Source organism: Streptomyces sp. NPDC057424, from assembly GCF_042803315.1.
GTDB lineage: Bacteria > Actinomycetota > Actinomycetes > Streptomycetales > Streptomycetaceae > Streptomyces.
This window is the reverse complement of record NZ_JBHVCP010000009.1, coordinates 92,295-112,803: the sequence shown is the minus strand read 5'-3', so window position 1 is coordinate 112,803 and position 20,509 is coordinate 92,295. Positions and strand designations below refer to the sequence as shown.

The 20,509-nt window shown below is 69.4% G+C and carries 18 protein-coding genes and 3 tRNA genes; 10 read left to right on the top strand and 11 right to left on the bottom strand.

The window, feature by feature from the left end:
- Positions 1 to 31: 31 nt before the first annotated feature.
- The 3 genes from hrpA to ACFU3E_RS10965 all read left to right on the top strand — a co-directional run bounded on the left by hrpA (position 32) and on the right by ACFU3E_RS10965 (position 4,528).
- Positions 32 to 4,000 (top strand): ATP-dependent RNA helicase HrpA, encoded by a 3,969-nt coding sequence (hrpA, locus tag ACFU3E_RS10975; protein ID WP_384154853.1) that lies wholly within the window; start codon positions 32 to 34, stop codon positions 3,998 to 4,000.
- 93 nt (positions 4,001 to 4,093) lie between these two features.
- Positions 4,094 to 4,168: transfer RNA gene (locus tag ACFU3E_RS10970), tRNA-Asp, on the top strand.
- A gap of 168 nt (positions 4,169 to 4,336) precedes the next feature.
- A complete protein-coding gene (locus tag ACFU3E_RS10965; protein ID WP_384154851.1) occupies positions 4,337 to 4,528 on the top strand; it encodes a DUF6274 family protein in 192 nt (63 codons plus the stop codon).
- 463 nt (positions 4,529 to 4,991) lie between these two features.
- On the opposite strand, the gene bldC is transcribed toward ACFU3E_RS10965, so the two are convergent.
- Together bldC and ACFU3E_RS10955 are read right to left on the bottom strand one after the other, a co-directional pair.
- Positions 4,992 to 5,198: a developmental transcriptional regulator BldC gene (gene bldC / locus ACFU3E_RS10960; RefSeq protein ID WP_003949541.1), complete on the bottom strand. Its 207-nt coding sequence runs from the start codon at positions 5,196 to 5,198 to the stop codon at positions 4,992 to 4,994.
- A gap of 599 nt (positions 5,199 to 5,797) precedes the next feature.
- Positions 5,798 to 6,643 carry a hypothetical protein gene (locus ACFU3E_RS10955; protein ID WP_384154849.1) on the bottom strand — a complete coding sequence of 282 codons (846 nt, stop codon included), beginning with the start codon at positions 6,641 to 6,643 and terminating at the stop codon, positions 5,798 to 5,800.
- A gap of 252 nt (positions 6,644 to 6,895) precedes the next feature.
- Here ACFU3E_RS10955 and ACFU3E_RS10950 point away from each other — a divergent pair, with 252 nt between their 5' ends.
- Both ACFU3E_RS10950 and ACFU3E_RS10945 read left to right on the top strand, forming a co-directional pair.
- On the top strand, positions 6,896 to 8,002 hold the full coding sequence (locus tag ACFU3E_RS10950; protein WP_384154848.1) for a Leu/Phe/Val dehydrogenase: 1,107 nt from the start codon (positions 6,896 to 6,898) through the stop codon (positions 8,000 to 8,002).
- Between the two features lie 307 nt (positions 8,003 to 8,309).
- Entirely contained in the window at positions 8,310 to 8,555 is a 246-nt protein-coding gene (locus ACFU3E_RS10945) for a DUF3073 domain-containing protein (protein WP_053669978.1), read from the top strand.
- 84 nt (positions 8,556 to 8,639) lie between these two features.
- Here ACFU3E_RS10945 and purM read toward each other — a convergent pair whose 3' ends face one another.
- The 9 genes from purM to purS form a co-directional block, all read right to left on the bottom strand.
- Positions 8,640 to 9,719 (bottom strand): phosphoribosylformylglycinamidine cyclo-ligase, encoded by a 1,080-nt coding sequence (purM, locus tag ACFU3E_RS10940; protein WP_384154845.1) that lies wholly within the window; start codon positions 9,717 to 9,719, stop codon positions 8,640 to 8,642.
- Between the two features lie 44 nt (positions 9,720 to 9,763).
- Positions 9,764 to 11,293, bottom strand: a complete 1,530-nt coding sequence (purF, locus tag ACFU3E_RS10935; protein WP_384154844.1) for an amidophosphoribosyltransferase — start codon at positions 11,291 to 11,293, stop codon at positions 9,764 to 9,766.
- Positions 11,294 to 11,356: 63 nt separating this feature from the next.
- A complete protein-coding gene (locus ACFU3E_RS10930) occupies positions 11,357 to 12,130 on the bottom strand; it encodes an META domain-containing protein (protein ID WP_384154842.1) in 774 nt (257 codons plus the stop codon).
- Between the two features lie 37 nt (positions 12,131 to 12,167).
- Positions 12,168 to 12,965, bottom strand: a complete 798-nt coding sequence (locus ACFU3E_RS10925; protein ID WP_384154840.1) for a sterol carrier family protein — start codon at positions 12,963 to 12,965, stop codon at positions 12,168 to 12,170.
- 10 nt (positions 12,966 to 12,975) lie between these two features.
- Positions 12,976 to 13,809, bottom strand: coding sequence for a M23 family metallopeptidase (locus ACFU3E_RS10920; protein WP_384154838.1), 834 nt, complete (start codon positions 13,807 to 13,809; stop codon positions 12,976 to 12,978).
- A gap of 22 nt (positions 13,810 to 13,831) precedes the next feature.
- Positions 13,832 to 14,332 carry an ArsR/SmtB family transcription factor gene (locus tag ACFU3E_RS10915; protein WP_384154836.1) on the bottom strand — a complete coding sequence of 167 codons (501 nt, stop codon included), beginning with the start codon at positions 14,330 to 14,332 and terminating at the stop codon, positions 13,832 to 13,834.
- Between the two features lie 113 nt (positions 14,333 to 14,445).
- Complete coding sequence (gene purL, locus ACFU3E_RS10910) at positions 14,446 to 16,704, bottom strand: phosphoribosylformylglycinamidine synthase subunit PurL (RefSeq protein WP_384154834.1); 2,259 nt, start codon at positions 16,702 to 16,704, stop codon at positions 14,446 to 14,448.
- The gene (gene purQ, locus ACFU3E_RS10905; RefSeq protein ID WP_384154832.1) at positions 16,701 to 17,381 is read right to left on the bottom strand and encodes a phosphoribosylformylglycinamidine synthase subunit PurQ; all 681 of its coding nucleotides are present in this window, start codon (positions 17,379 to 17,381) and stop codon (positions 16,701 to 16,703) included. The genes purL and purQ overlap by 4 nt, the downstream gene beginning before the upstream one ends.
- Positions 17,378 to 17,641 carry a phosphoribosylformylglycinamidine synthase subunit PurS gene (gene purS / locus ACFU3E_RS10900; RefSeq protein ID WP_031137820.1) on the bottom strand — a complete coding sequence of 88 codons (264 nt, stop codon included), beginning with the start codon at positions 17,639 to 17,641 and terminating at the stop codon, positions 17,378 to 17,380. Before purS ends, purQ begins: the two co-directional genes overlap by 4 nt.
- Before the next feature lie 267 nt (positions 17,642 to 17,908).
- On the opposite strand from purS, the gene ACFU3E_RS10895 reads away from it, so the two are divergent.
- The 5 genes from ACFU3E_RS10895 (at position 17,909) to ACFU3E_RS10875 (ending at position 20,487) form a co-directional block, all read left to right on the top strand.
- Positions 17,909 to 18,226, top strand: a complete 318-nt coding sequence (locus ACFU3E_RS10895) for an Lsr2 family protein (protein ID WP_031109676.1) — start codon at positions 17,909 to 17,911, stop codon at positions 18,224 to 18,226.
- A gap of 134 nt (positions 18,227 to 18,360) precedes the next feature.
- A tRNA-Gly gene (locus ACFU3E_RS10890) sits at positions 18,361 to 18,432 on the top strand.
- Positions 18,433 to 18,513: 81 nt separating this feature from the next.
- Positions 18,514 to 18,586 (top strand) — tRNA-Gly (locus tag ACFU3E_RS10885).
- 132 nt (positions 18,587 to 18,718) lie between these two features.
- The gene (locus tag ACFU3E_RS10880) at positions 18,719 to 19,690 is read left to right on the top strand and encodes an ABC transporter ATP-binding protein (RefSeq protein ID WP_384154830.1); all 972 of its coding nucleotides are present in this window, start codon (positions 18,719 to 18,721) and stop codon (positions 19,688 to 19,690) included.
- Positions 19,687 to 20,487, top strand: coding sequence for an ABC transporter permease (locus ACFU3E_RS10875; protein ID WP_384154828.1), 801 nt, complete (start codon positions 19,687 to 19,689; stop codon positions 20,485 to 20,487). The genes ACFU3E_RS10880 and ACFU3E_RS10875 overlap by 4 nt, the downstream gene beginning before the upstream one ends.
- The last annotated feature ends 22 nt before the right edge of the window (positions 20,488 to 20,509 follow it).

Genomic DNA, 20,509 nt, shown 5'->3' with positions numbered 1-20,509 from the left:
GTTTTGCAGGGGATGAGATCCTGGATCCCGTATGTCTACGCACCCCGCCCCCGCCCTCGGCGCCCTCGCCCCCCGCCTGACCGAGCTGTCCCTGCGCGATGCGCACCGGCTCGGGCGCAGGCTCGAAGGTGCGCGCAAGATCCGTAAGCCGGAGGCACGGGCCGCCGTGCTCGCCGAGATCGAGGCGGAGGTCGGCAGGGCCGAGGAACGGATGGCCGGGCGGCGTGCCCTCGTGCCCGAGGTCACGTACCCCGAGCAGTTGCCGGTCAGCCAGAGGAAGGACGCGATCGCCGACGCCATCCGCGACCACCAGGTCGTGATCGTCGCCGGCGAGACGGGCTCGGGCAAGACGACGCAGATCCCCAAGATCTGCCTGGAGCTCGGGCGCGGCGTGCGCGGCATGATCGGGCATACGCAGCCGCGCAGGATCGCAGCCCGGACGGTCGCCGAGCGCGTCGCCGAGGAGCTGGAGACCCCGCTCGGTGAGGCCGTCGGTTGGAAGGTCCGCTTCACCGACCAGGTCGACCCGGACGCCACGTTCGTGAAGCTCATGACGGACGGCATTCTGCTCGCCGAGATCCAGACGGACCGTGAGCTGCGGGCGTACGACACGATCATCATCGACGAGGCCCACGAGCGGTCCCTCAACATCGACTTCTTGCTGGGCTATCTCGCCCAGCTGCTGCCGAAGCGGCCCGACCTCAAGGTCGTCATCACCTCGGCCACGATCGATCCCGAGCGCTTCTCGCGGCATTTCGGTGATGCCCCGATCGTCGAGGTCAGCGGCCGTACGTACCCCGTGGAGGTCCGTTACCGGCCCCTGCTGGAGGAGGACGGCGACGACGCCGACCGTGATCAGATCACGGCGATCACCGATGCCGTGGAGGAGCTGCAGAAGGAGGGGAAGGGTGACATCCTCGTCTTCCTCTCGGGTGAGCGGGAGATCAGGGACACGGCGGACGCGCTGACGAAGAAGAACTACCGGTTCACGGAGGTCCTGCCGCTCTACGCCCGGCTCTCCCATGCGGAGCAGCACCGCGTCTTCCAGCCGCACACCGGTCGCAGGATCGTTCTGGCCACGAACGTCGCCGAGACCTCGCTGACCGTCCCGGGCATCAAGTACGTCATCGACCCCGGCTTCGCCCGGATCTCGCGCTACAGCCATCGCACGAAAGTTCAGCGTCTGCCCATCGAGCCGGTCTCGCAGGCGAGTGCCAACCAGCGAAAGGGTCGCTGCGGCCGTACGTCGGACGGTGTCTGTATCCGGCTGTACAGCGAGGACGATTTCAACGCCCGGCCGGAGTTCACGGACCCGGAGATCCTCCGGACGAACCTCGCCTCCGTCATCCTGCAGATGACGGCGGCCGGCCTCGGCGACATCGAGAAGTTCCCCTTCATCGACCCGCCGGACCACCGCAACATCCGCGACGGCGTCCAGCTGCTCCAGGAGCTCAACGCCCTCGACCCGGCGCAGAAGGACCCCCGCAAGCGGCTCACGGACACCGGCCGCAAGCTGGCTCAGCTGCCCGTGGACCCCCGGCTGGCCAGGATGGTGCTGGAGGCGGACAAGAACGGTTGTGTGCGGGAGGTCATGGTCATAGCCGCCGCGCTGTCCATCCAGGATCCGCGTGAGCGTCCCGCCGACAAGCAGACGCAGGCCGATCAGCAGCACGCCCGCTTCAAGGACGAGACCAGCGACTTCCTGGCCTACCTGAACCTCTGGCGCTATCTCCGCGAGCAGCAGAGGGAGCGGGGGTCGTCGTCCTTCCGCCGGATGTGCAAGCAGGAGTACCTCAACTTCCTTCGCATCCGTGAATGGCAGGACATCTACACGCAGTTGCGCACGGTCGCGAAGCAGATGGGCATTCACCTCGACGAGGACGACGCCCCGGACGACCGCATCCATCTCTCCCTCCTGGCCGGCCTGTTGTCGCACATCGGCATGAAGGACGTGAAGGACGCGGGAGGGGAGGGCGGGAGAAGCGCCGGGAAGAACGAGTACCTGGGGGCGCGGAACGCCAAGTTCGCCATCTTCCCCGGCTCGGCCCTCTTCAAGAAGCCGCCGCGCTTCGTGATGTCCGCCGAGCTCGTCGAGACGTCCCGCCTCTGGGCCCGTGTCAACGCCAGGGTCGAGCCCGAGTGGGTCGAGCCCCTCGCCGCGCACCTCGTCAAGCGCACGTACAGCGAGCCGCACTGGGAGAAGGACCAGGCCGCGGTGATGGCGTACGAGAAGGTCACGCTGTACGGCGTGCCGATCGTGGCGCAGCGGAAGGTCAACTACGGGCGGATCGACGCGGAGATCAGCCGCGAGCTCTTCATCCGGAACGCGCTGGTCGAGGGCGACTGGCGGACGCACCACAAGTTCTTCTCGGACAATCGCCGTCTTCTCACCGAGGTCGAGGAGCTGGAGCACCGTGCCCGGCGCCGGGACATCCTGGTCGACGACGAGACGCTGTTCGACTTCTACGACCAGCGGATCCCCGAACACGTCGTCTCCGGTGCCCACTTCGACTCCTGGTGGAAGCACAAGCGGCACGAGCAGCCGGATTTCCTCGATTTCGAGCGCGAGATGCTCATCAACGAGAAGGCGGGCGAGGTCAGCAAGGCCGACTACCCGGACTCGTGGCGGCAGGGGAATCTGAAGTTCCGGGTGACGTACCAGTTTGAGCCGGGCGCGGACGCCGACGGCGTGACCGTCCACATCCCGCTGCAGGTCCTCAACCAGGTCACGGACGAGGGCTTCGACTGGCAGATCCCGGGCCTGCGCGAGGAGCTGGTGACGGAGCTGATCCGGTCCCTGCCCAAGCCGATCCGCCGGAACTACGTCCCGGCGCCGAACTTCGCCAGGGCGTTCCTGGACCGGGCCGTTCCTCTCCAGGAGCCCCTCACCGCGACCATGACGCGTGAGCTGCGGCTCATGGTCGGTGTGCCTTTCGAGGCGGACGACTTCGACCTGTCCAAGGTCCCCGACCATCTGAAGGTCACGTTCCGGATCGTCGACGAGCGCCGCCGCAAGCTGGCCGAGGACAAGGACCTGGAGGCGCTGAAGCTGAAGCTGCGTCCGAAGGCCCGCAAGGCTCTCTCCCAGGCTGCCGCGGCGACGGCCGAACGCGCCGGTGGTGAGTCCCTGGAGCGCTCGGGCCTGACGGACTGGACGATCGGCGGGCTCACGCGCGTCTTCGAGACCCGCCGGGCCGGTCAGCCGGTGAAGGCGTATCCGGCGCTGGTCGACGACGGCGACACGGTCTCCGTGCGCCTCTTCGACTCGGAGGCGGAGCAGGCGCAGGCCATGTGGAAGGGCACACGGCGGCTGATCCTGCGCAACATCCCGGTGAACCCGGCGAAATTCGCGAGCGATCGCCTGACGAACGCGCAGAAGCTGGCGCTGTCCGCGAATCCGCACGGCTCCGTCCAGGGCCTGTTCGACGACTGCGCCATGGCCGCCGCGGACAAGCTGATCGGGGACTTCGGCGGGCCGACGTGGGACGAGGAGTCGTACCGGAAGCTGTACGACAAGGTGCGCGCCGAGATCGTCGACACGACCGTCCGTACGGTGGGGCAGGTGCAGCAGGTCCTGGCCGCCTGGCAGGCCTGTGAGCGCCGTCTGAAGGCCGTACGCAGCCCCGCTCTGCTGGCCAACCTCCAGGACGTGCGCAAGCAGCTGGACGCTCTCGTGAAGCCGGGCTTCGTGACGCAGGCGGGGGTGCGCCGGATGCCGGATCTGATGCGCTACCTGGTGGCGGCCGACCGGCGTCTGCAGCAGATGCCGACGAACGTCCAGCGGGACACCACGCGGATGCAGAAGGTCCACGAGATGCAGGACGAGTACGCCTGGCTCCTGGAGCAGATGCCGCGGGGCCGGCCGGTGCCGTCGTCGGTGCTGGACATCCGCTGGATGATCGAGGAGCTCCGGGTGAGCTACTTCGCCCACGCGCTGGGCACGGCGTACCCCGTCTCCGACAAGCGGATCGTGAAGGCGATCGATGCGGCGGTGCCGTAACGGCTCCTGCACGCAGGGTGAGTTCGACCCGGGGCTCACGCTCCTGTACAGTCTCTTTTCGCAGCGCAACGCAGGAATGGCGCCGCGAAACCTGGTCCTGTGGAGCAGTTTGGAGTGCTCGCCACCCTGTCAAGGTGGAGGCCGCGGGTTCAAATCCCGTCAGGACCGCAGTGGAGGAGCCCGGATCTTCGGATCCGGGCTTCTTTTCGTGTGCCTGGCCGCTACCTGACCTCTGTTTGAGCTCTCCGGGCCCCCTCACGCCGTCTTGACGCCCCCTCATTCCGCCGGTACCCCAGAATCAGGGCCGTTCCCCGTGCGGCCTTCCGGAGGTGGCGTATGGCGGCAACGGCCAGGCACGAGACGCGGGCTCTGCTGCGCGCGCACCTGTCGGCCGCGTCGTCGTACCGGCACCTCACGCGGCACTGCCCGATATGCCATCGCCTGCTGCGGCTGGCGATGGAGTCCGCGCCGCGTGGTACCCAGGCCGCGAGTCCGGGCGGGGAGGACGAGAGTCCGGCGCCGGCATGATCCACGAGCGGCTCCAACACCCGTGCGGCCATGGGCTGCTGGAGAAGGCCGCTTCTTTACCGCAGCTTCGGCAGAGCTAACAAGCCGCTTGGTATGTGACGGGTGTCACCGCATGTTTTTTGGAAAGTGCGGTACTTACACCCCGCCTACAAAGGGTCAATTTTATATGTGCAATTGCACTCTCTCGGAGGTGCCGCACACAGGGGATCCGACACCCCTCCCCAGGCTCCCACAAGGCCGCTCACGGCAGGATCGGCGGACCCACCGCGGGTACACAAAAAAGATCGCGCTGGACCCGGCGGAGTCCAGCGCGATCGACGACGCACCCTGCTGTATGCCTGGAGAGCTCTGACTGGCTTGGGCGTGGGGCCTGTTGGGGCAGGATCCCGCGTCGCTTGGTGCTGTGGTTCCGGACGCCGCGGCCGGTGGGGGAACCAGCCGGTTTGCCCGGTTATTCAGTTGTTCAGGCCTCGCTGCGCTGCTGCGGGATGCCCGCGAGCAGAGCGCGGACCTCGGCCTCGCGGTAGCGCCGATGCCCGCCGAGCGTGCGGATCGACGTGAGCTTGCCGGCCTTCGCCCACCGCGTGACCGTCTTCGGGTCCACACGGAACATGGTGGCGACCTCAGCCGGGGTCAGCAGCGGCTCGGCATCAGGGGTGCGAGCGGTCATGAGCGGCCTCCTCGGGAGAACCGAACCTTCTCGGTTCTTTCCTCTAAATTCTGCACCTTGACCCGCGTTGCCCGAAATGGCGGACGCGAGTCGAGTCGGTTATAGGACGAACGGCTTGTCCTCGGCACTACAACTACACCATCTGTCCAGCCGCGTCGGCCAAACCGATGGAATTGCCCCTCCAGGTGTCCATCAGCGACGGAAGCCGATGGACCATGCCATAGCGGACAGTCACACCGCTGTGACGATCAGTCACAGGGCGATCAGGAAGTCACCAGGCCCCCCAAAGCGTGCAATGCTGAGATTCCGCCCATAGTGCAGCACCATGGGACGGAAGGAGCCCTCCCCGGACTCCTTGTCCTATTTTGGCATGAGGAGGGGCAAGCGACGCAAGAGCCTCGTACGTGTAGTCCGTCACGCTTGGCCTGCTTGAGAGGTCTGCCCGGATCGGCTCCTACGTCCCTTGTTGACGAAGCCTCAGGAGACGCACGGCCCGTTTCAGGAAGTCGGTGCGAGGACGAAACCCCAAATCGGGCGGTTCGTCAAACGTCAGTTCGTGACCGACTGCGAGCGTTCTGTACGGACATCAAGGTCAGCGGTCAGTTGGCCGACCGCAGATCACGTACGGAACGCCACCGCTCCACGAGCCGGGCGTACGCCTCCCCCGCGGCGGTCCCGTCGCCCCGGCGCAGGGCGGCGATGCCCTCGGCCACATCCGCGGCGGAGTGGTCGTCCTCCAGCGTCCCGGCCGGCACCGCGTGCACCAGGCCGCCGTAGTCCAGCTCCACCAGCGAGCGCGGGTGGAACTCCTCCAGCCAGCGCCCGACGTCCACCAGGCCGTCGATCAGGGGCCCCTCGTCCATGGCCTCCTTCAGGGCGCGCAGGCCCCGGGCCACCCGCCGCCTGGCCTGGACCATGGGGGTGCGGTAGCGCAGCACGGGCGGGCTGTCGGCCGAGGCGCCCTTGCCGTACTCGCGCTCCTCGTCGGAGAACAGGACGAACCAGTTGATCGGCACCTGCCAGGTGGCCGTACGGATCCACGGCCGGGCGTCCGGGTTGATCGCCAGCCAGCGCTCGTAGTCCTGGGCCGCCTGGCGCCGCAGGACGGGCGGCAGGACCGCGTCCATGACCGGCGGGGGGAGCTCCTCGGAGAGCTCGTCCAGGGCCAGCCAGCCGCGCAGCCGGGTGCGCCAGGGGCAGACGCAGACGACGCCGTCGACGTCGAGCACGAAGGCGTCCTCGCTCTCGTGCACCGGCACCGGGACCGGCGGGGTGGGGGCCAAGTCGGCCAGGGCGCGGCGGAGTTCGTCCTGGTAGGAGGGGCGGTCCGCACGGCTGGCGTAGTGGGCCCAGTGGCTGCGCTCCGGCTCGGGGAAGGCGGCCAGCGGTTCGTACACGCGCAGGTAGGTCGCGTAGGGGACGATCACCGAGGTCACCTTGGGCACGCCTGCTCCCTCCCCCGCGCACCGCCGCGAAAACCTGCGGAACCCACTCACGATCGCGCGGGAAATCTATGCAAATCGTCGCACGGGTGTACTCCGGTCGGAGGTGATCCTGTGCACGGTGCGGCCGGCGGGCCCGCCAGGCTCTAATCTCATGCTCAACAGCCCCGCCATCCTCCCCCACAGCCAAAAGCGCGGGGGGACCCCCACGGGAGCTGGTCTCCACCCGCCGCAACTTACTCAGGAGTCACCACAGTGACCGACGTAACCGGCGCACCTGCTGATGTCCTGCACACCCTGTTCCACTCGGACCAGGGAGGACATGAGCAAGTCGTGCTCTGCCAGGACCGCGCCAGCGGCCTGAAGGCCGTCATCGCCCTCCACTCCACCGCCCTGGGCCCCGGGCTCGGCGGTACGCGCTTCTACCCGTACGCGAACGAGGCCGAGGCCGTCGCCGACGCGCTGAACCTCGCCCGCGGGATGTCGTACAAGAACGCCATGGCCGGCCTCGACCACGGCGGCGGCAAGGCCGTGATCATCGGCGACCCGGAGCGGATCAAGAGCGAGGAGCTGCTTCTCGCCTACGGCCGCTTCGTCGCCTCCCTCGGCGGCCGCTACGTCACCGCCTGCGACGTCGGTACGTACGTCGCCGACATGGACATCGTGGCCCGCGAGTGCCGCTGGACGACCGGCCGCTCGCCGGAGAACGGCGGCGCCGGGGACTCCTCCGTCCTCACCGCCTACGGCGTCTACCAGGGCATGCGGGCCTCCGCGCAGCACCTGTGGGGCGACCCCTCGCTGCGCGGGAAGCGGGTCGGCATCGCCGGCGTCGGCAAGGTCGGGCACCACCTGGTGGAGCACCTGCGTGCGGAGGGCGCCGAGGTCGTCATCACCGACGTGCGCGAGGACGCCGTGGGGCGGATCCTCGCGGCGCACCCGACGGGTGTGACGGCCGTCGCCGACACCGCGACCCTGATCCGCGCCGAGGGCCTCGACATCTACGCCCCGTGCGCGCTCGGCGGGGCCCTGAACGACGACACCGTGCCCGCGCTCACCGCCAAGGTGGTCTGCGGCGCCGCCAACAACCAGCTCGCCCACCCGGGCGTGGAGAAGGACCTCGCCGACCGCGGGGTCCTCTACGCGCCGGACTACGTGGTGAACGCCGGCGGTGTCATCCAGGTCGCCGACGAGCTGCACGGTTTCGACTTCGACCGGTGCAAGGCGAAGGCGTCGAAGATCTTCGACACCACGCTGGCCATATTCGCACGTGCGAAGGAGGACGGCATTCCGCCGGCCGCCGCGGCCGACCGGATCGCCGAGCAGCGGATGCACGACGCGGCCGTGGCCCGCCGGGCGCGCTGACCCCCGGCCATCCCGGGCGCCTCGTACGTTTGGCCGGTACCCGCCGGTGGGCAGTTAGAGAGAACTCTCACTTCTACCGGCGGGTCGACCGTCGATAAGTGGTTAAAATCGCGGTTGACCAGCGAGGACGGGGCGCCTCGAAGGTCCTGGGCGCGGGCACGTCATGCGGGCGACGTACCGTATGGGCGCGGGCTCAGGTACCGTGGAAGCCCTACGGACCGGTCTCTCCGCGGAGAGTCCGTGCCGGACCATGAACGCGTGTCAAGACTCTGGGGCCGTCGAGCCCCGTCGTTGAGGGGGTCGAGCCATGGGGCGCGGCCGGGCCAAGGCCAAGCAGACGAAGGTCGCCCGCCAGCTGAAGTACAACAGCGGTGGGACTGATCTCTCACGCCTGGCCGAGGAGCTGGGTGCATCGCCTTCGAATCCGCAGCCGCCTAACGGCGAGCCGTTCGAAGACGATGAGGACGACGACCTGTACGCACGGTACGCCGACCTCTACGAGGACGACGACGACGAGGACGGCCAGTCCTCGCAGCATCGTCGCGGCGCTTGACCCTGCACTGAAGCACTCACCCGGTCGGTGACTCCGGTCACCGACCGGGTTCTGTGCTGCGCGCAGGGTCTCGACCCCCGTGTCTCAGCTCGCGTAGTCACCGATCAGGGCGGCACCGGTGGTGTGCTCGCCCCGGTCCGTGATCTCGCCTGCCACCCAGGCGTCCACGCCACGGTCGGCGAGGGTCGCCAGGGCCACCTCCACGGACTCCTGCGGCACGATCGCGATCATGCCGACGCCCATGTTCAGGGTCTTCTCGAGCTCCAGACGCTCGACGCTGCCCGTGCGGCCGACGAGGTCGAAGATCGGGGCCGGCGTCCAGGTGGAGCGGTCGACGATCGCGTGCAGGTCGTCCGGGACGACCCGGGCGAGGTTGGCCGCGAGTCCGCCGCCGGTGACGTGGCTGAAGGCGTGCACCTCGGTGGTGCTCATCAAGGCCAGGCAGTCCAGCGAGTAGATCTTCGTCGGCTCCAGCAGCTCCTCGCCGAGGGTGCGGCCGAGTTCCTCGATGTGCGCGTCCAGCGCCAGGCCGGCCTGGTTCAGCAGGACGTGGCGGACGAGGGAGTACCCGTTCGAGTGAAGCCCGGAGGACGCCATGGCGATCACCGCGTCACCCGTCCGGATGCGATCCGCGCCGAGCAGCCGGTCGGCCTCCACGACGCCGGTACCGGCGCCGGCGACGTCGAAGTCGTCCTCGCCCAGCAGGCCCGGGTGCTCGGCGGTCTCGCCGCCGACCAGGGCGCAGCCGGCCAGCACACAGCCCTCGGCGATGCCCTTGACGATGGCGGCGACCCGCTCGGGGTGGACCTTGCCGACGCAGATGTAGTCGGTCATGAACAGCGGCTCGGCGCCGCACACCACGATGTCGTCCATGACCATCGCGACCAGGTCGTGGCCGATGCTGTCGTAGACACCCAGCTGGCGGGCGATGTCGACCTTGGTGCCGACGCCGTCCGTGGCGGAGGCGAGCAGGGGCCGCTCGTAGTTCTTCAGGGCGGAGGCGTCGAAGAGACCGGCGAAGCCGCCGAGGCCACCGAGGACCTCGGGGCGCTGGGCCTTCTTCACCCACTCCTTCATCAGTTCGACGGCGCGGTCGCCGGCTTCGATGTCGACGCCTGCGGCTGCGTAGCTGGCGCCGCCCTCGGCAATGGCTTTCTCGGACATGGCTAAGAGAACCTTCGTGTCGTACGGCAGGTGTGACGGGCCGTCTACGGGCGGCGGATCGCGTCGGCGGCGGCCGTGGCGGCCGGGCCGGCGGCCAGCTCCGTCTCCAGCAGCTGCTTGCCGAGCAGCTCGGGGTCCGGGAGGTCCATCGGGTACTCGCCGTCGAAGCAGGCACGGCACAGGTTCGGCTTGGCGATGGTGGTCGCCTCGATCATGCCGTCGATGGAGATGTAGGCCAGGGAGTCGGCGCCCAGGGAGGTGCCGATCTCGTCGATCGTCATGCCGTTGGCGATGAGCTCGGCGCGGGTGGCGAAGTCGATGCCGAAGAAGCAGGGCCACTTCACGGGCGGCGAGGAGATCCGGATGTGGACCTCGGCGGCGCCCGCCTCGCGGAGCATGCGGACCAGGGCCCGCTGGGTGTTGCCCCGCACGATCGAGTCGTCGACGACGACCAGGCGCTTGCCCTTGATGACTTCCTTCAGCGGATTCAGCTTCAGGCGGATGCCCAGCTGGCGGATGGTCTGCGAGGGCTGGATGAACGTACGTCCGACGTAGGCGTTCTTGACCAGGCCCGCACCGAAGGGGATGCCGGAGGCCTCCGCGTAGCCGATGGCGGCGGGGGTGCCGGACTCCGGAGTCGCTATGACCAGGTCGGCGTCGACCGGGGCTTCCTTCGCGAGCTTGCGGCCCATCTCCACGCGGGAGAGGTACACGTTGCGGCCGGCGATGTCGGTGTCCGGGCGGGCCAGGTACACGTACTCGAAGACGCACCCCTTGGGCTTCGCTTCCGCGAATCGGGAGGTGCGCAGGCCGTTCTCGTCGATGGCGACGAACTCGCCCGGTTCGATCTCGCGGACGTAGGCGGCGCCGCAGATGTCGAGGGCGGCGGACTCGGAGGCGACGACCCAGCCGCGCTCCAGCCGGCCGAGGACCAGCGGGCGGATGCCCTGCGGGTCACGGGCCGCGTAGAGGGTGTTCTCGTCCATGAAGACGAGGGAGAAGGCGCCCTTGACCTGCGGGAGGACGCTGTGGGCGGCCTCCTCGATGGTCAGCGGCTTGCCGTCCTCGTCCGTCTGGGCCGCGAGGAGCGCGGTGAGCAGGTCGGTGTCGTTGGTCGCCGCGACGCGCGGGGTGCGGCCGCCTTCCTGCTTGGGCAGGTCGGCGACCAGCTCGGCGAGCTGGGCGGTGTTGACGAGGTTGCCGTTGTGGCCGAGCGCGATGGATCCGTGTCCGGTCGCGCGGAAGGTCGGCTGGGCGTTCTCCCAGACGGAGGCACCGGTGGTCGAGTAGCGGGCGTGTCCGACCGCGATGTGACCCTGGAGCGAACCGAGGGAGGTCTCGTCGAAGACCTGGGAGACCAGGCCCATGTCCTTGAAGACGAGGATCTGAGAGCCGTTGCTGACCGCGATTCCCGCGGATTCCTGGCCTCGATGCTGGAGGGCGTAGAGCCCGAAGTACGTGAGCTTGGCGACCTCTTCGCCCGGAGCCCAGACACCGAAGACGCCACAAGCGTCCTGGGGGCCCTTCTCACCGGGGAGCAGGTCGTGGTTGAGTCGTCCGTCACCACGTGGCACGCCACCGAGTGTAGGCGAGGTCGACCACTGGTCCGAATTGGGGATACCGGACCTTCCGGTGGATCACCGCTCGGCGACCGCTCGCACAGTCGTCCCGTTTTCGCTGGTCAGCGTGAGGGTTTGGTGATCGACTCGGTACTTCGGCTTTCCGTCGAAAAGACGCAGCAGGGTCTTCTCTGCGGTCATGAGTGAGTCTTCGCACATCATTCGGGTCGTGGCAGGCGGGCCGAGGGTGATATGGCCGTCGCGGACCGTGGCCTCGGCGTTCACCTTGTTGCAGCCGAGGCTGCCGGAGACGGTGCCCTTCTTCTCGTCGAAGGTGAGGTGGGCACGGCCGTCGGCCTCCGGGGTCGTGACGGTCCACCTGGTGCCGGCCAGCGGGGCGTCCCCGGCCTTGGTCAGGTGGACGGTGTCGCCCTGGTCGGTGGTGAGGGTGAGGCGGTCGCTCTTCACCCGCGCCTCGAGTTCCTGGTCGGAGAGGGCGCGGGCGAGGGTCTTCTCGAACGCCATGGGCTTGTTCTCGCAGGCCATTTCGGTGGCCATGGTCTTGCCGAGCCGGACGCGGTCGCCGTCGACGGTGGCCTCGGCGCTGAAGTTGTTGCAGCCGAAGCTGCCCTCGGCCCGGCCCTTGTCGATGGTCACGTGGGCACCGGCCGGGGCCTGGTGGGTCTTGCCGTCCGCGGTGACGCTGTCCACGCTCCACCGCACACCGGTGACCGGCCTCTCGGCACCGACCGAGCCGCTGCCGCTGTCCGCCTTCTCGCTGCCGCAGGCCGCCATCAGCGGGACGAGCATGGCGGCGGCCGTCAGGGTCATGCGCTGCTTCTGCCTGTCCATGCCACTTCGACGGGGGACCCGGGGGGATCGGTTCCCCTTATTTCATCAGGGGCAGGTAGACCGACAGGTCCGCCCGTTCTCCGCTGGCGTTGACCTTGGCGTCCCGGAGTGCCTGCGCCCAGGCCAGCCGCCCGGTCGCCAGCCGGATCCAGGTCAGCGGGTCCGTCTCGACGACGTTGGGCGGGGTGCCCCGGGTGTGCCTCGGCCCCTCCACGCACTGCACCACCGCGTACGGCGGCACCCGCACCTCCGTCGAGCCGCCGGGCGCCTTCGCGGCGAGCACGTCGGCCAGCAGCCGGGTGCAGGCGGCCAGGGCCTGGCGGTCGTAGGGGATGTCCAGGCCGGGGATCGCTGCGTTGAGGTCGTCCGTATGGACGACGAGTTCGACGGTGCGGGTGACGAGGTAGTCGGCCAGCGGCAGGGCGCCGGCGCTGGTGGCGAGCAGCCTGGTGCCGGGGTGGTCGGCGAGGTCGGCGGTGAAGCGTTCCTCGGTGGCGGCGAGGTGGGCGGCCGGGTCCGGGTGGCGCTCGGCCAGGTCACGGGCGTACGCGGCGATGTCCGCTGCGTCGGCCGCGATCGCGGAGGGCCAGTCGAGCAGGGTGCCGTCCTGCCGGGCCGGCTCCGGCAGGCCGGTCAGCCGGGAGACCGCCCCGAGGCTCATTCCGAGGTGTGCCACCAGGTCCCGGACCGTCCAGTCGCCCAGCCGGGTGGGCAGGGCGAGCTGGTCGGGGGTCAGCCCGGCGGCAGCGGCCCGTACGTTTCCGAACTGGGCGAGCACGGCCGCGCGGATCCTGGCGGGGTCGTAGCTGCGGGTGCGCTTCCTGGCCGGGGGCATGGGGGTCAGCCTAGGCCTGGCGGACGGCTACCGGGGGTGCCTCGAAGATCTCCCCGTTGCGGGGCACACCGATTCCGGCCCAGGTGAAGGGGACGCCCCGGGCCGCGTCCGGGTCCGGGTCGTCCATCAGCTGGAAGTGCAGGTGCGGCTCGGAGGAGTTGCCGGAGTTGCCGCAGCGGGCGATCGGCTGCCCGGCGCGCACACGGTCGCCCTCGCGGACGGCGAGGGAGCCGCGCTGGAGGTGGGCGTAGGCGGCGTAGGTGCCGTTGCCGAGGTCGAGGACGAGGTGGTTGCCGAGGATGCGGTCGACGCTGAACAGCTCGCGCACCGAGCCCTCGATCAGCATCAGGTACAGCAGCCCCGGCAGGGAGGTGCGGCTGAGGTGGTCGCGCTGCCCGTCGGCGGTCCGTACGACCGTAGCGTCGGCGACCGCGAGGATCGGGGCGCCGAAGGCCGGGAAGTTCTGGGGGCGGCGGGCGAGCGGCCACAGCGGGCTGAAGGCGGGGCGGGAGCCCGGCTCGGGCTCGGCGAGGATGTCGATGGCGTACGTCTGCCCGTGCGCGTGGATGCCGTGGCTCGGGGTGCGGTCGGCCGGGCTGTTCAGCGCGGCCCAGCGGCCGGTGACCGGCGGGGCGACCGCGACGGGCTCCCGGGCGACGCGAGGACTGTCGGGGGCGCCGCCCCACCGGTTGGTGACGGTGACGACGACGTACGCGAGGACCAGCGGCAGGAAGTCCCACCACACCGGGTAGTCCCAGCGGAAGCAGACGTGGGCGGCCACCAGGCCCAGGAAGACCAGCTGCAGTCCCCGGAAGGCGGCCATCCCCAGCTTGCGAGCGGACATCTGTCCCCCAGTTCGGTCGTGTCTACGGACGTGAGGTCGCCAGCGCCACCAGCAGCGGGACGATCCGCCCCGGCGGCACCTCGTGGCGGCCCCGGCCGGTCGTGTGCAGCCAGCCCGTACCGGTGAGCTGGCGCAGGTGGTGGTAGATCTGGCCGGTCGTGCCGACCTCGTCCAGCTCGGCGAGCTCGGCGGCGGTGCGCCGGCCGCCGAGGATCTCGCGGAGCAGCCGGAGCCGGACGGGGTGGCCGAGCGCCGCGAAGGACTCGGCGGCCGACGTCCAGTCGCCCTCCAGCAGGTCCTCCGTGAGGGCGGCCATCTGCCAGGCGTACCCCTCGCCCGTCGGCAGGCGTACGGAGCCGGTGTAGAGGACACCGCCGTCGGCGGCTCCCGCCTCGGACAACTGTTCCTTCAGTCCGTTCAGGGCCCAGAAGTCGCTCCCGTCGATGCGGGGGCCGGTGCGCTGGGCGCCTTCCAGGGCCGCCAGGCGCTGTTCGAGGGCGGCGACGCGTTGTTCCAGTTCCACGCTCCGATATTACGGAACTACGTAATATCGTGCAAGCGCCGGTGGGCGCGTACCTGCCGGGACACGGCGAAGCCCCCGCCCGGCGGACCGGACGGGGGCTTCGGAGCGGTCGCCTACTTCAGCAGCGCCGGGATCGTGCCCTCGTGCGCCTCGCGCAGCTCGGACAGGGTGAGCGCGAACTCTCCCTGGACGTCCACGACAGCACCGTCGACGACACCGATACGGGTGACGGGCAGGCCCCGTGCCCCGCACATGTCGTTGAAGCGGACCTCCTCCGAGCGCGGCACGGCCACGACCGCGCGGCCCGCCGACTCGGAGAAGAGGAAGGTGAAGGCGTCCAGACCGTCCGGGACGATCAGGCGGGCGCCCTTGCCGCCGAGCAGCGCCGACTCGACGACCGCCTGGATCAGACCGCCGTCGGACAGGTCGTGCGCGGAGTCGATCATGCCGTCGCGGGACGCGGAGATCAGGATCTCCGCGAGCAGCCGCTCGCGCTCCAGGTCGACCTTGGGCGGCAGACCGCCGAGGTGGTCGTGCACGACCTGGGACCAGGCCGAACCGCCGAACTCCTCACGGGTGTCGCCGAGGAGGTAGAGCAGCTGGCCCTCCTCCTGGAAGGCGACCGGGGTGCGGCGGGCGACGTCGTCGATGACGCCCAGGACCGCGACGACCGGGGTCGGGTGGATGGCGGCCTCGCCCGTCTGGTTGTAGAGCGAGACGTTGCCGCCGGTCACCGGGGTGCCCAGCTGCCGGCAGGCGTCCGCCAGACCGCGCACGGCCTCCGCGAACTGCCACATCACCGCCGGGTCCTCGGGCGAGCCGAAGTTCAGGCAGTCGGAGACGGCGAGCGGCTTGGCGCCGGTGGTGGCGACGTTGCGGTACGCCTCCGCCAGCGCCAGCTGGGCGCCGTGGTACGGGTCGAGCTTGGCGTACCGGCCGTTGCCGTCCGTGGCGATGGCCACGCCGAGGCCGGTCTCCTCGTCGATCCGGATCATGCCGGAGTCCTCGGGCTGGGCGAGGACGGTGTTGCCCTGCACGAAGTGGTCGTACTGGCTGGTGATCCAGGACTTGGAGGCCTGGTTCGGGGAGCCGACCAGCTTCAGGACCTGGTCCTTCAGCTCCTCGGAGGTCGCCGGCCGCGGCAGCTTGTTCGCGTCGTCGGCCTGGAGCTCGTCCTGCCAGGAGGGGCGGGCGTACGGGCGCTCGTAGACCGGGCCCTCGTGCGCGACCGTGCGCGGGTCGACGTCGACGATCTTGCCGCCGTGCCAGTAGATCTCCAGGCGGTCGCCGTCGGTCACCTCACCGATGACGGTGGCGATGACGTCCCACTTGTCGCAGATCTCCAGGAAGCGGTCGACCTTCTCCGGCTCGACGACCGCGCACATGCGCTCCTGCGACTCGCTCATGAGGATTTCCTCGGGCGAGAGCGTCGAGTCGCGCAGGGGGACGTCGTCCAGGGTGACGCGCATCCCGCCGGAGCCGTTGGAGGCGAGCTCGGAGGTGGCGCAGGACAGGCCGGCCGCGCCGAGGTCCTGGATGCCGACGACCAGCTTCTCCCGGAACGCCTCCAGGGTGCACTCGATGAGGAGCTTCTCCTGGAAGGGGTCGCCGACCTGGACGGCCGGGCGCTTCGAGGGCTTGGCGTCGTCGAAGGTCTCGGAGGCCAGGATCGAGGCGCCGCCGATGCCGTCACCGCCGGTCCGGGCCCCGTACAGGATGACCTTGTTGCCCGCGCCGGACGCCTTCGCGAGGTGGATGTCCTCGTGCCGCATGACGCCGATGGCACCGGCGTTGACCAGCGGGTTGCCCTGGTAGCAGGCGTCGAAGACGACCTCGCCGCCGATGTTGGGCAGACCCAGGCAGTTGCCGTAGCCGCCGATGCCCGCGACGACGCCGGGCAGGACGCGCTTGGTGTCGGGGTGGTCGGCCGCGCCGAACCGCAGCGGGTCGACGACCGCGACCGGCCGGGCACCCATGGCGATGATGTCGCGCACGATGCCACCGACACCGGTGGCCGCGCCCTGGTAGGGCTCGACGTACGACGGGTGGTTGTGCGACTCGACCTTGAAGGTGACCGCGTAACCCTGGCCGACGTCCACGACACCGGCGTTCTCACCGATGCCGACGAGCATCGCGTCGGACTCGGGGGCCTTCTCGCCGAACTGGCGCAGGTGCACCTTGCTGCTCTTGTACGAGCAGTGCTCGGACCACATCACCGAGTACATGGCGAGCTCGGCCCCGGTGGGGCGGCGGCCGAGGATCTCGACCACGCGCTCGTACTCGTCCTTCTTCAGGCCCAGTTCGGCCCAGGGCAGCTCGACGTCGGGGGTCGCGGCCGCGTGCTCGACCGTGTCCAGAGGCGTCCGGCTCATGCGTTGACCAGCTTCTTGAGGATCGAGGTGAAGAACGGGAGGCCGTCGGTACGACCGGTGCCGATCAGTGGCTCGACGGCGTGCTCGGGGTGCGGCATCAGGCCCACCACGTTGCCGGCCTCGTTGGTGACGCCGGCGATGTCCCGCTGCGAGCCGTTCGGGTTGAAGTCGAGGTACCGGAAGGCGACGCGGCCCTCTGCCTCCAGCTGGTCGAGCGTGTACGCGTCGGCGACGTACTGCCCGTCGTTGTTCTTCAGCGGGATGTGGATCTCCTGGCCGGCCGTGTAGTCGGTGGTCCAGGCGGTCTGGGCGTTCTCCACCCGCAGCTTCTGGTCACGGCAGATGAAGTGCAGGTGGTCGTTGCGGAGCATCGTGCCGGGCAGCAGATGGGCCTCGGTGAGGATCTGGAAGCCGTTGCAGATGCCGAGCACCGGCAGACCGGCCTTCGCCTGCTCCAGCAGGGGCTCCATCACCGGTGAGAAACGGGCGATGGCCCCGGCGCGCAGATAGTCACCGTAGGAGAAACCACCGCACAGCACCACGGCGTCGACCTGCTTGAGGTCCTTGTCCTTGTGCCACAGGGCGACCGGCTCGGCGCCCGCGACGCGGATCGCGCGCTGTGTGTCACGGTCGTCCAGACTGCCGGGAAAAGTGACGACGCCAATACGAGCGGTCACTTCGCGGCCTCCGCGACTTCCTCGACCCGGATCGTGAAGTCCTCGATCACGGTGTTCGCGAGGAAGGACTCCGCAAGATCATGAATGCGGGCGAGGGCGGCCTCGTCGACCGGCCCGTCAACTTCCAGTTCGAAACGCTTTCCCTGGCGGACGTCCGAGATCCCGTCGAAACCCAGCCGCGGCAGTGCGCGCTGCACCGCCTGGCCCTGGGGGTCGAGGATCTCCGGCTTGAGCATGACGTCGACTACGACGCGTGCCACTGGCACTCCCGGTGTGTGGTGCTGAGCAGGTCCCTTCAGACTACCCGCACAAAATTTCTACGCGCGTCGACTTGTAGGAAACTACGTGATCGTCATCACGATCCGGCATCGACGGGCCCATGCACGAAATTTTCAGGAAAGATTCCGGATCGACACCCGGCGCCTATTGTGTTCGGACACGCAGAAGGATTTAGTCGGGCTTCACAATGCATTGCCAGGCACTGTACAAATGAATTGGCAAAGTGCCGCATGAAGGGACCGATATTCGTGGCGCAGAAGGTCGTGGTCACTCTCTTTGACGACATCGACGGCTCGGAAGCGACGGAAACGATCGCCTTCGGACTGGACGGCAAGTCGTACGAGATCGACCTGAGCGAAGTCAACGCCGGAGAACTGCGGAAGGCGCTCGCGCCCTACGTGGAAGCCGGCCGCAAGAGGTCCCGCTCGGGCAAGGCGTACCGGCAGACGGAGGTCGCCCCCGACCCCTCGGCCGTGCGCGCCTGGGCTCAGGCCAACAAGATGGAGGTCCCCGCACGCGGGCGCATCCCCAAGAAGGTCTACGAGGCGTTCACCGCCGCACAGTGACGGTCCGTCGAGCCCGGGCCGATGCCCGGCCACCCGCCCCCCGCGGCAACCGACTTGCGCAGCACCCCGGCTGATCAGCTAGAGTCTGGAGCACGCCGAGGGGCGAGGCCGAAAGGCCCGGCTCACGGAAACATGCGGGTGTAGTTCAGTAGTAGAACATCCCCCTTCCAGGGGGAAGGCGCAGTGTGCGATTCCTGTCACCCGCTCTGCATCGCCGTACCGGCCACTCCGGTGGATCAGGTAGGCTGGTGCCCGCACCGGTCAGTGAAAGCTGATCGGGGGCAAACGCGGACGTAGCTCAGTTGGTAGAGCGCAACCTTGCCAAGGTTGAGGTCGCGAGTTCGAACCTCGTCGTCCGCTCAGATCATGAAGGCCCCGGTCCCTCAGGACCGGGGCCTTCTTCGTGCCCCCGAGCGTGCGCCTGACATTTGTCATGCCGAGCGATGACAGCGCGCACTGCGCGCGGGCCCGCCTGGCCGGGACGCTTGAGTCATGGAAACCAACGGACACGAACACGTGATTGAGGTCACTGACCTGCGACGTGTGTACGGGGGCGGGTTCGAGGCGGTCCGCGGAATCGGCTTTTCCGTCCGCCGCGGGGAGATCTTCGCACTGCTCGGCACCAACGGCGCGGGCAAGACCTCGACCGTCGAACTCCTGGAGGGACTCGCCAAGCCCGCCGGCGGGCGGGTGCGGGTCCTCGGGCACGACCCGTACACCGACCGGGCCGCCGTACGGCCCCGCACCGGCGTGATGCTCCAGGAAGGCGGCTTCCCCTCCGAGCTCACCGTCGCCGAGACCGCGCGGATGTGGGCGGGCTGCGTGAGCGGGGCACGGCCGCCCGCGGAGGTGCTGGCGCTGGTCGGCCTCGAATCGAAGGCCGGCACCCGGGTCAAGCAGCTGTCCGGCGGCCAGCGGCGCCGCCTCGACCTGGCACTCGCCCTGCTCGGCGACCCCGAGGTGCTCTTCCTCGACGAGCCGTCCACCGGGCTGGACGCCGAAGGCCGCCGGGCCACCTGGGAGTTGGTGAGCGCGCTGCGCGACGGCGGGACGACCGTGCTGCTGACCACGCACTACCTGGAAGAGGCCGAGAACCTCGCCGACCGGCTCGCGATCATGCACGACGGCCGTATCGCCACCACCGGGACCCCGGCCGAGGTGACCGCCGCGGAGCCGTCACGGATCTCCTTCGAGCTGCCGGACGGCTACTTCGCCGGCGACCTTCCACCGCTCGGCGAGCTGGGCGTGAGCGGGCACGAGACCGACGGCCGGACCGTCCGGCTGCGCACCCATGAACTGCAGCGCACCGCCACCGGGCTGCTGATGTGGGCCGCACAGGCCCGGGTCGAGCTGCGCCGCCTGGACGTGCGCTCGGCCTCCCTGGAGGAGGCGTTCCTCGGGATCGCCAAGAGCGTCTCCGCGGAGCGGACCGAGGGCATCACGACGAAGGAGTACGCGGCATGACCGCCACACACACGACGCCCCGGCCGGCACCGGCGACGACCCCGCTGAGCCGGATGGCGGCTCTCGCCCGCGCCGAACTGACCCTGCTCGGGCGGACCCGGGGCGCGCTCTTCGCCGCGCTGATCGTGCCCCTGATGCTGCCGGTCAGCACAGCCCAGGCGTCCAAGGAGATGGACCTCGCCGAGGCGGGGCTGAGCACCGGCACCCTGGTGCTGCCCGCCGCGGTCGGCTTCTCCCTGCTGTTCGCCGTCTACTCCGTGCTCGTCGGCGCGCTCGTCGTCCGGCGCGAGGAACTCGTCCTCAAGCGGCTGCGCACCGGTGAGCTGCGGGACGTCGAGATCCTGGCCGGCTCCGCGCTGCCGGCCGTCCTCACCGGGCTCGTGCAGTGCCTGCTGCTGGCGGCGGGCTGCGTCGTGCTCATGGACCTGTCCGCGCCGTCGGCGCCCCATCTGGTCGTCCTCGGGCTGCTGTTGGGGCTCGTGATGTGCGCCGCCCTCGCCGCGGCCACCGCGAGTTTCACCCGGACCGGCGAGAGCGCCCAGGTCACGCCCATGCCGCTGCTGATGGTCTCGATGATCGGCTCCGGCATGTTCATGCCGCTGGAACTGTTCCCGGACCGGGTGGCCTCCCTCTGCGAGCTGCTCCCGCTGACACCCGTCGTCACGCTGGTGCGCGGCGGCTGGACCGGGTCCCTCTCCGCCTACGAGGCGCTGGGCGCTCTCGCGACCGCCATGGCCTGGATCCTCATCGGGGTGTTTGCTGTACGGCGGTGGTTCCGCTGGGAACCACGGCGCTGACCGAAGGGGGAGTGACAGGCCG

What these genes read in the sequence shown, in the direction of transcription:
- purM (WP_384154845.1), bottom strand. Translation starts at nt 9,719, where the DNA reads ATGTCCGAGAAAGCCATTGCCGAGGGCGGCGCCAGCTACGCAGCCGCA.
- ACFU3E_RS10945 (WP_053669978.1), top strand. Translation starts at nt 8,310, where the DNA reads ATGGGGCGCGGCCGGGCCAAGGCCAAGCAGACGAAGGTCGCCCGCCAG.
- purL (WP_384154834.1), bottom strand. Translation starts at nt 16,704, where the DNA reads ATGAGCCGGACGCCTCTGGACACGGTCGAGCACGCGGCCGCGACCCCC.
- ACFU3E_RS10965 (WP_384154851.1), top strand. Translation starts at nt 4,337, where the DNA reads ATGGCGGCAACGGCCAGGCACGAGACGCGGGCTCTGCTGCGCGCGCAC.
- ACFU3E_RS10875 (WP_384154828.1), top strand. Translation starts at nt 19,687, where the DNA reads ATGACCGCCACACACACGACGCCCCGGCCGGCACCGGCGACGACCCCG.
- bldC (WP_003949541.1), bottom strand. Translation starts at nt 5,198, where the DNA reads ATGACCGCTCGCACCCCTGATGCCGAGCCGCTGCTGACCCCGGCTGAG.
- ACFU3E_RS10925 (WP_384154840.1), bottom strand. Translation starts at nt 12,965, where the DNA reads ATGCCCCCGGCCAGGAAGCGCACCCGCAGCTACGACCCCGCCAGGATC.
- ACFU3E_RS10920 (WP_384154838.1), bottom strand. Translation starts at nt 13,809, where the DNA reads ATGTCCGCTCGCAAGCTGGGGATGGCCGCCTTCCGGGGACTGCAGCTG.
- ACFU3E_RS10880 (WP_384154830.1), top strand. Translation starts at nt 18,719, where the DNA reads ATGGAAACCAACGGACACGAACACGTGATTGAGGTCACTGACCTGCGA.
- ACFU3E_RS10930 (WP_384154842.1), bottom strand. Translation starts at nt 12,130, where the DNA reads ATGGACAGGCAGAAGCAGCGCATGACCCTGACGGCCGCCGCCATGCTC.
- hrpA (WP_384154853.1), top strand. Translation starts at nt 32, where the DNA reads ATGTCTACGCACCCCGCCCCCGCCCTCGGCGCCCTCGCCCCCCGCCTG.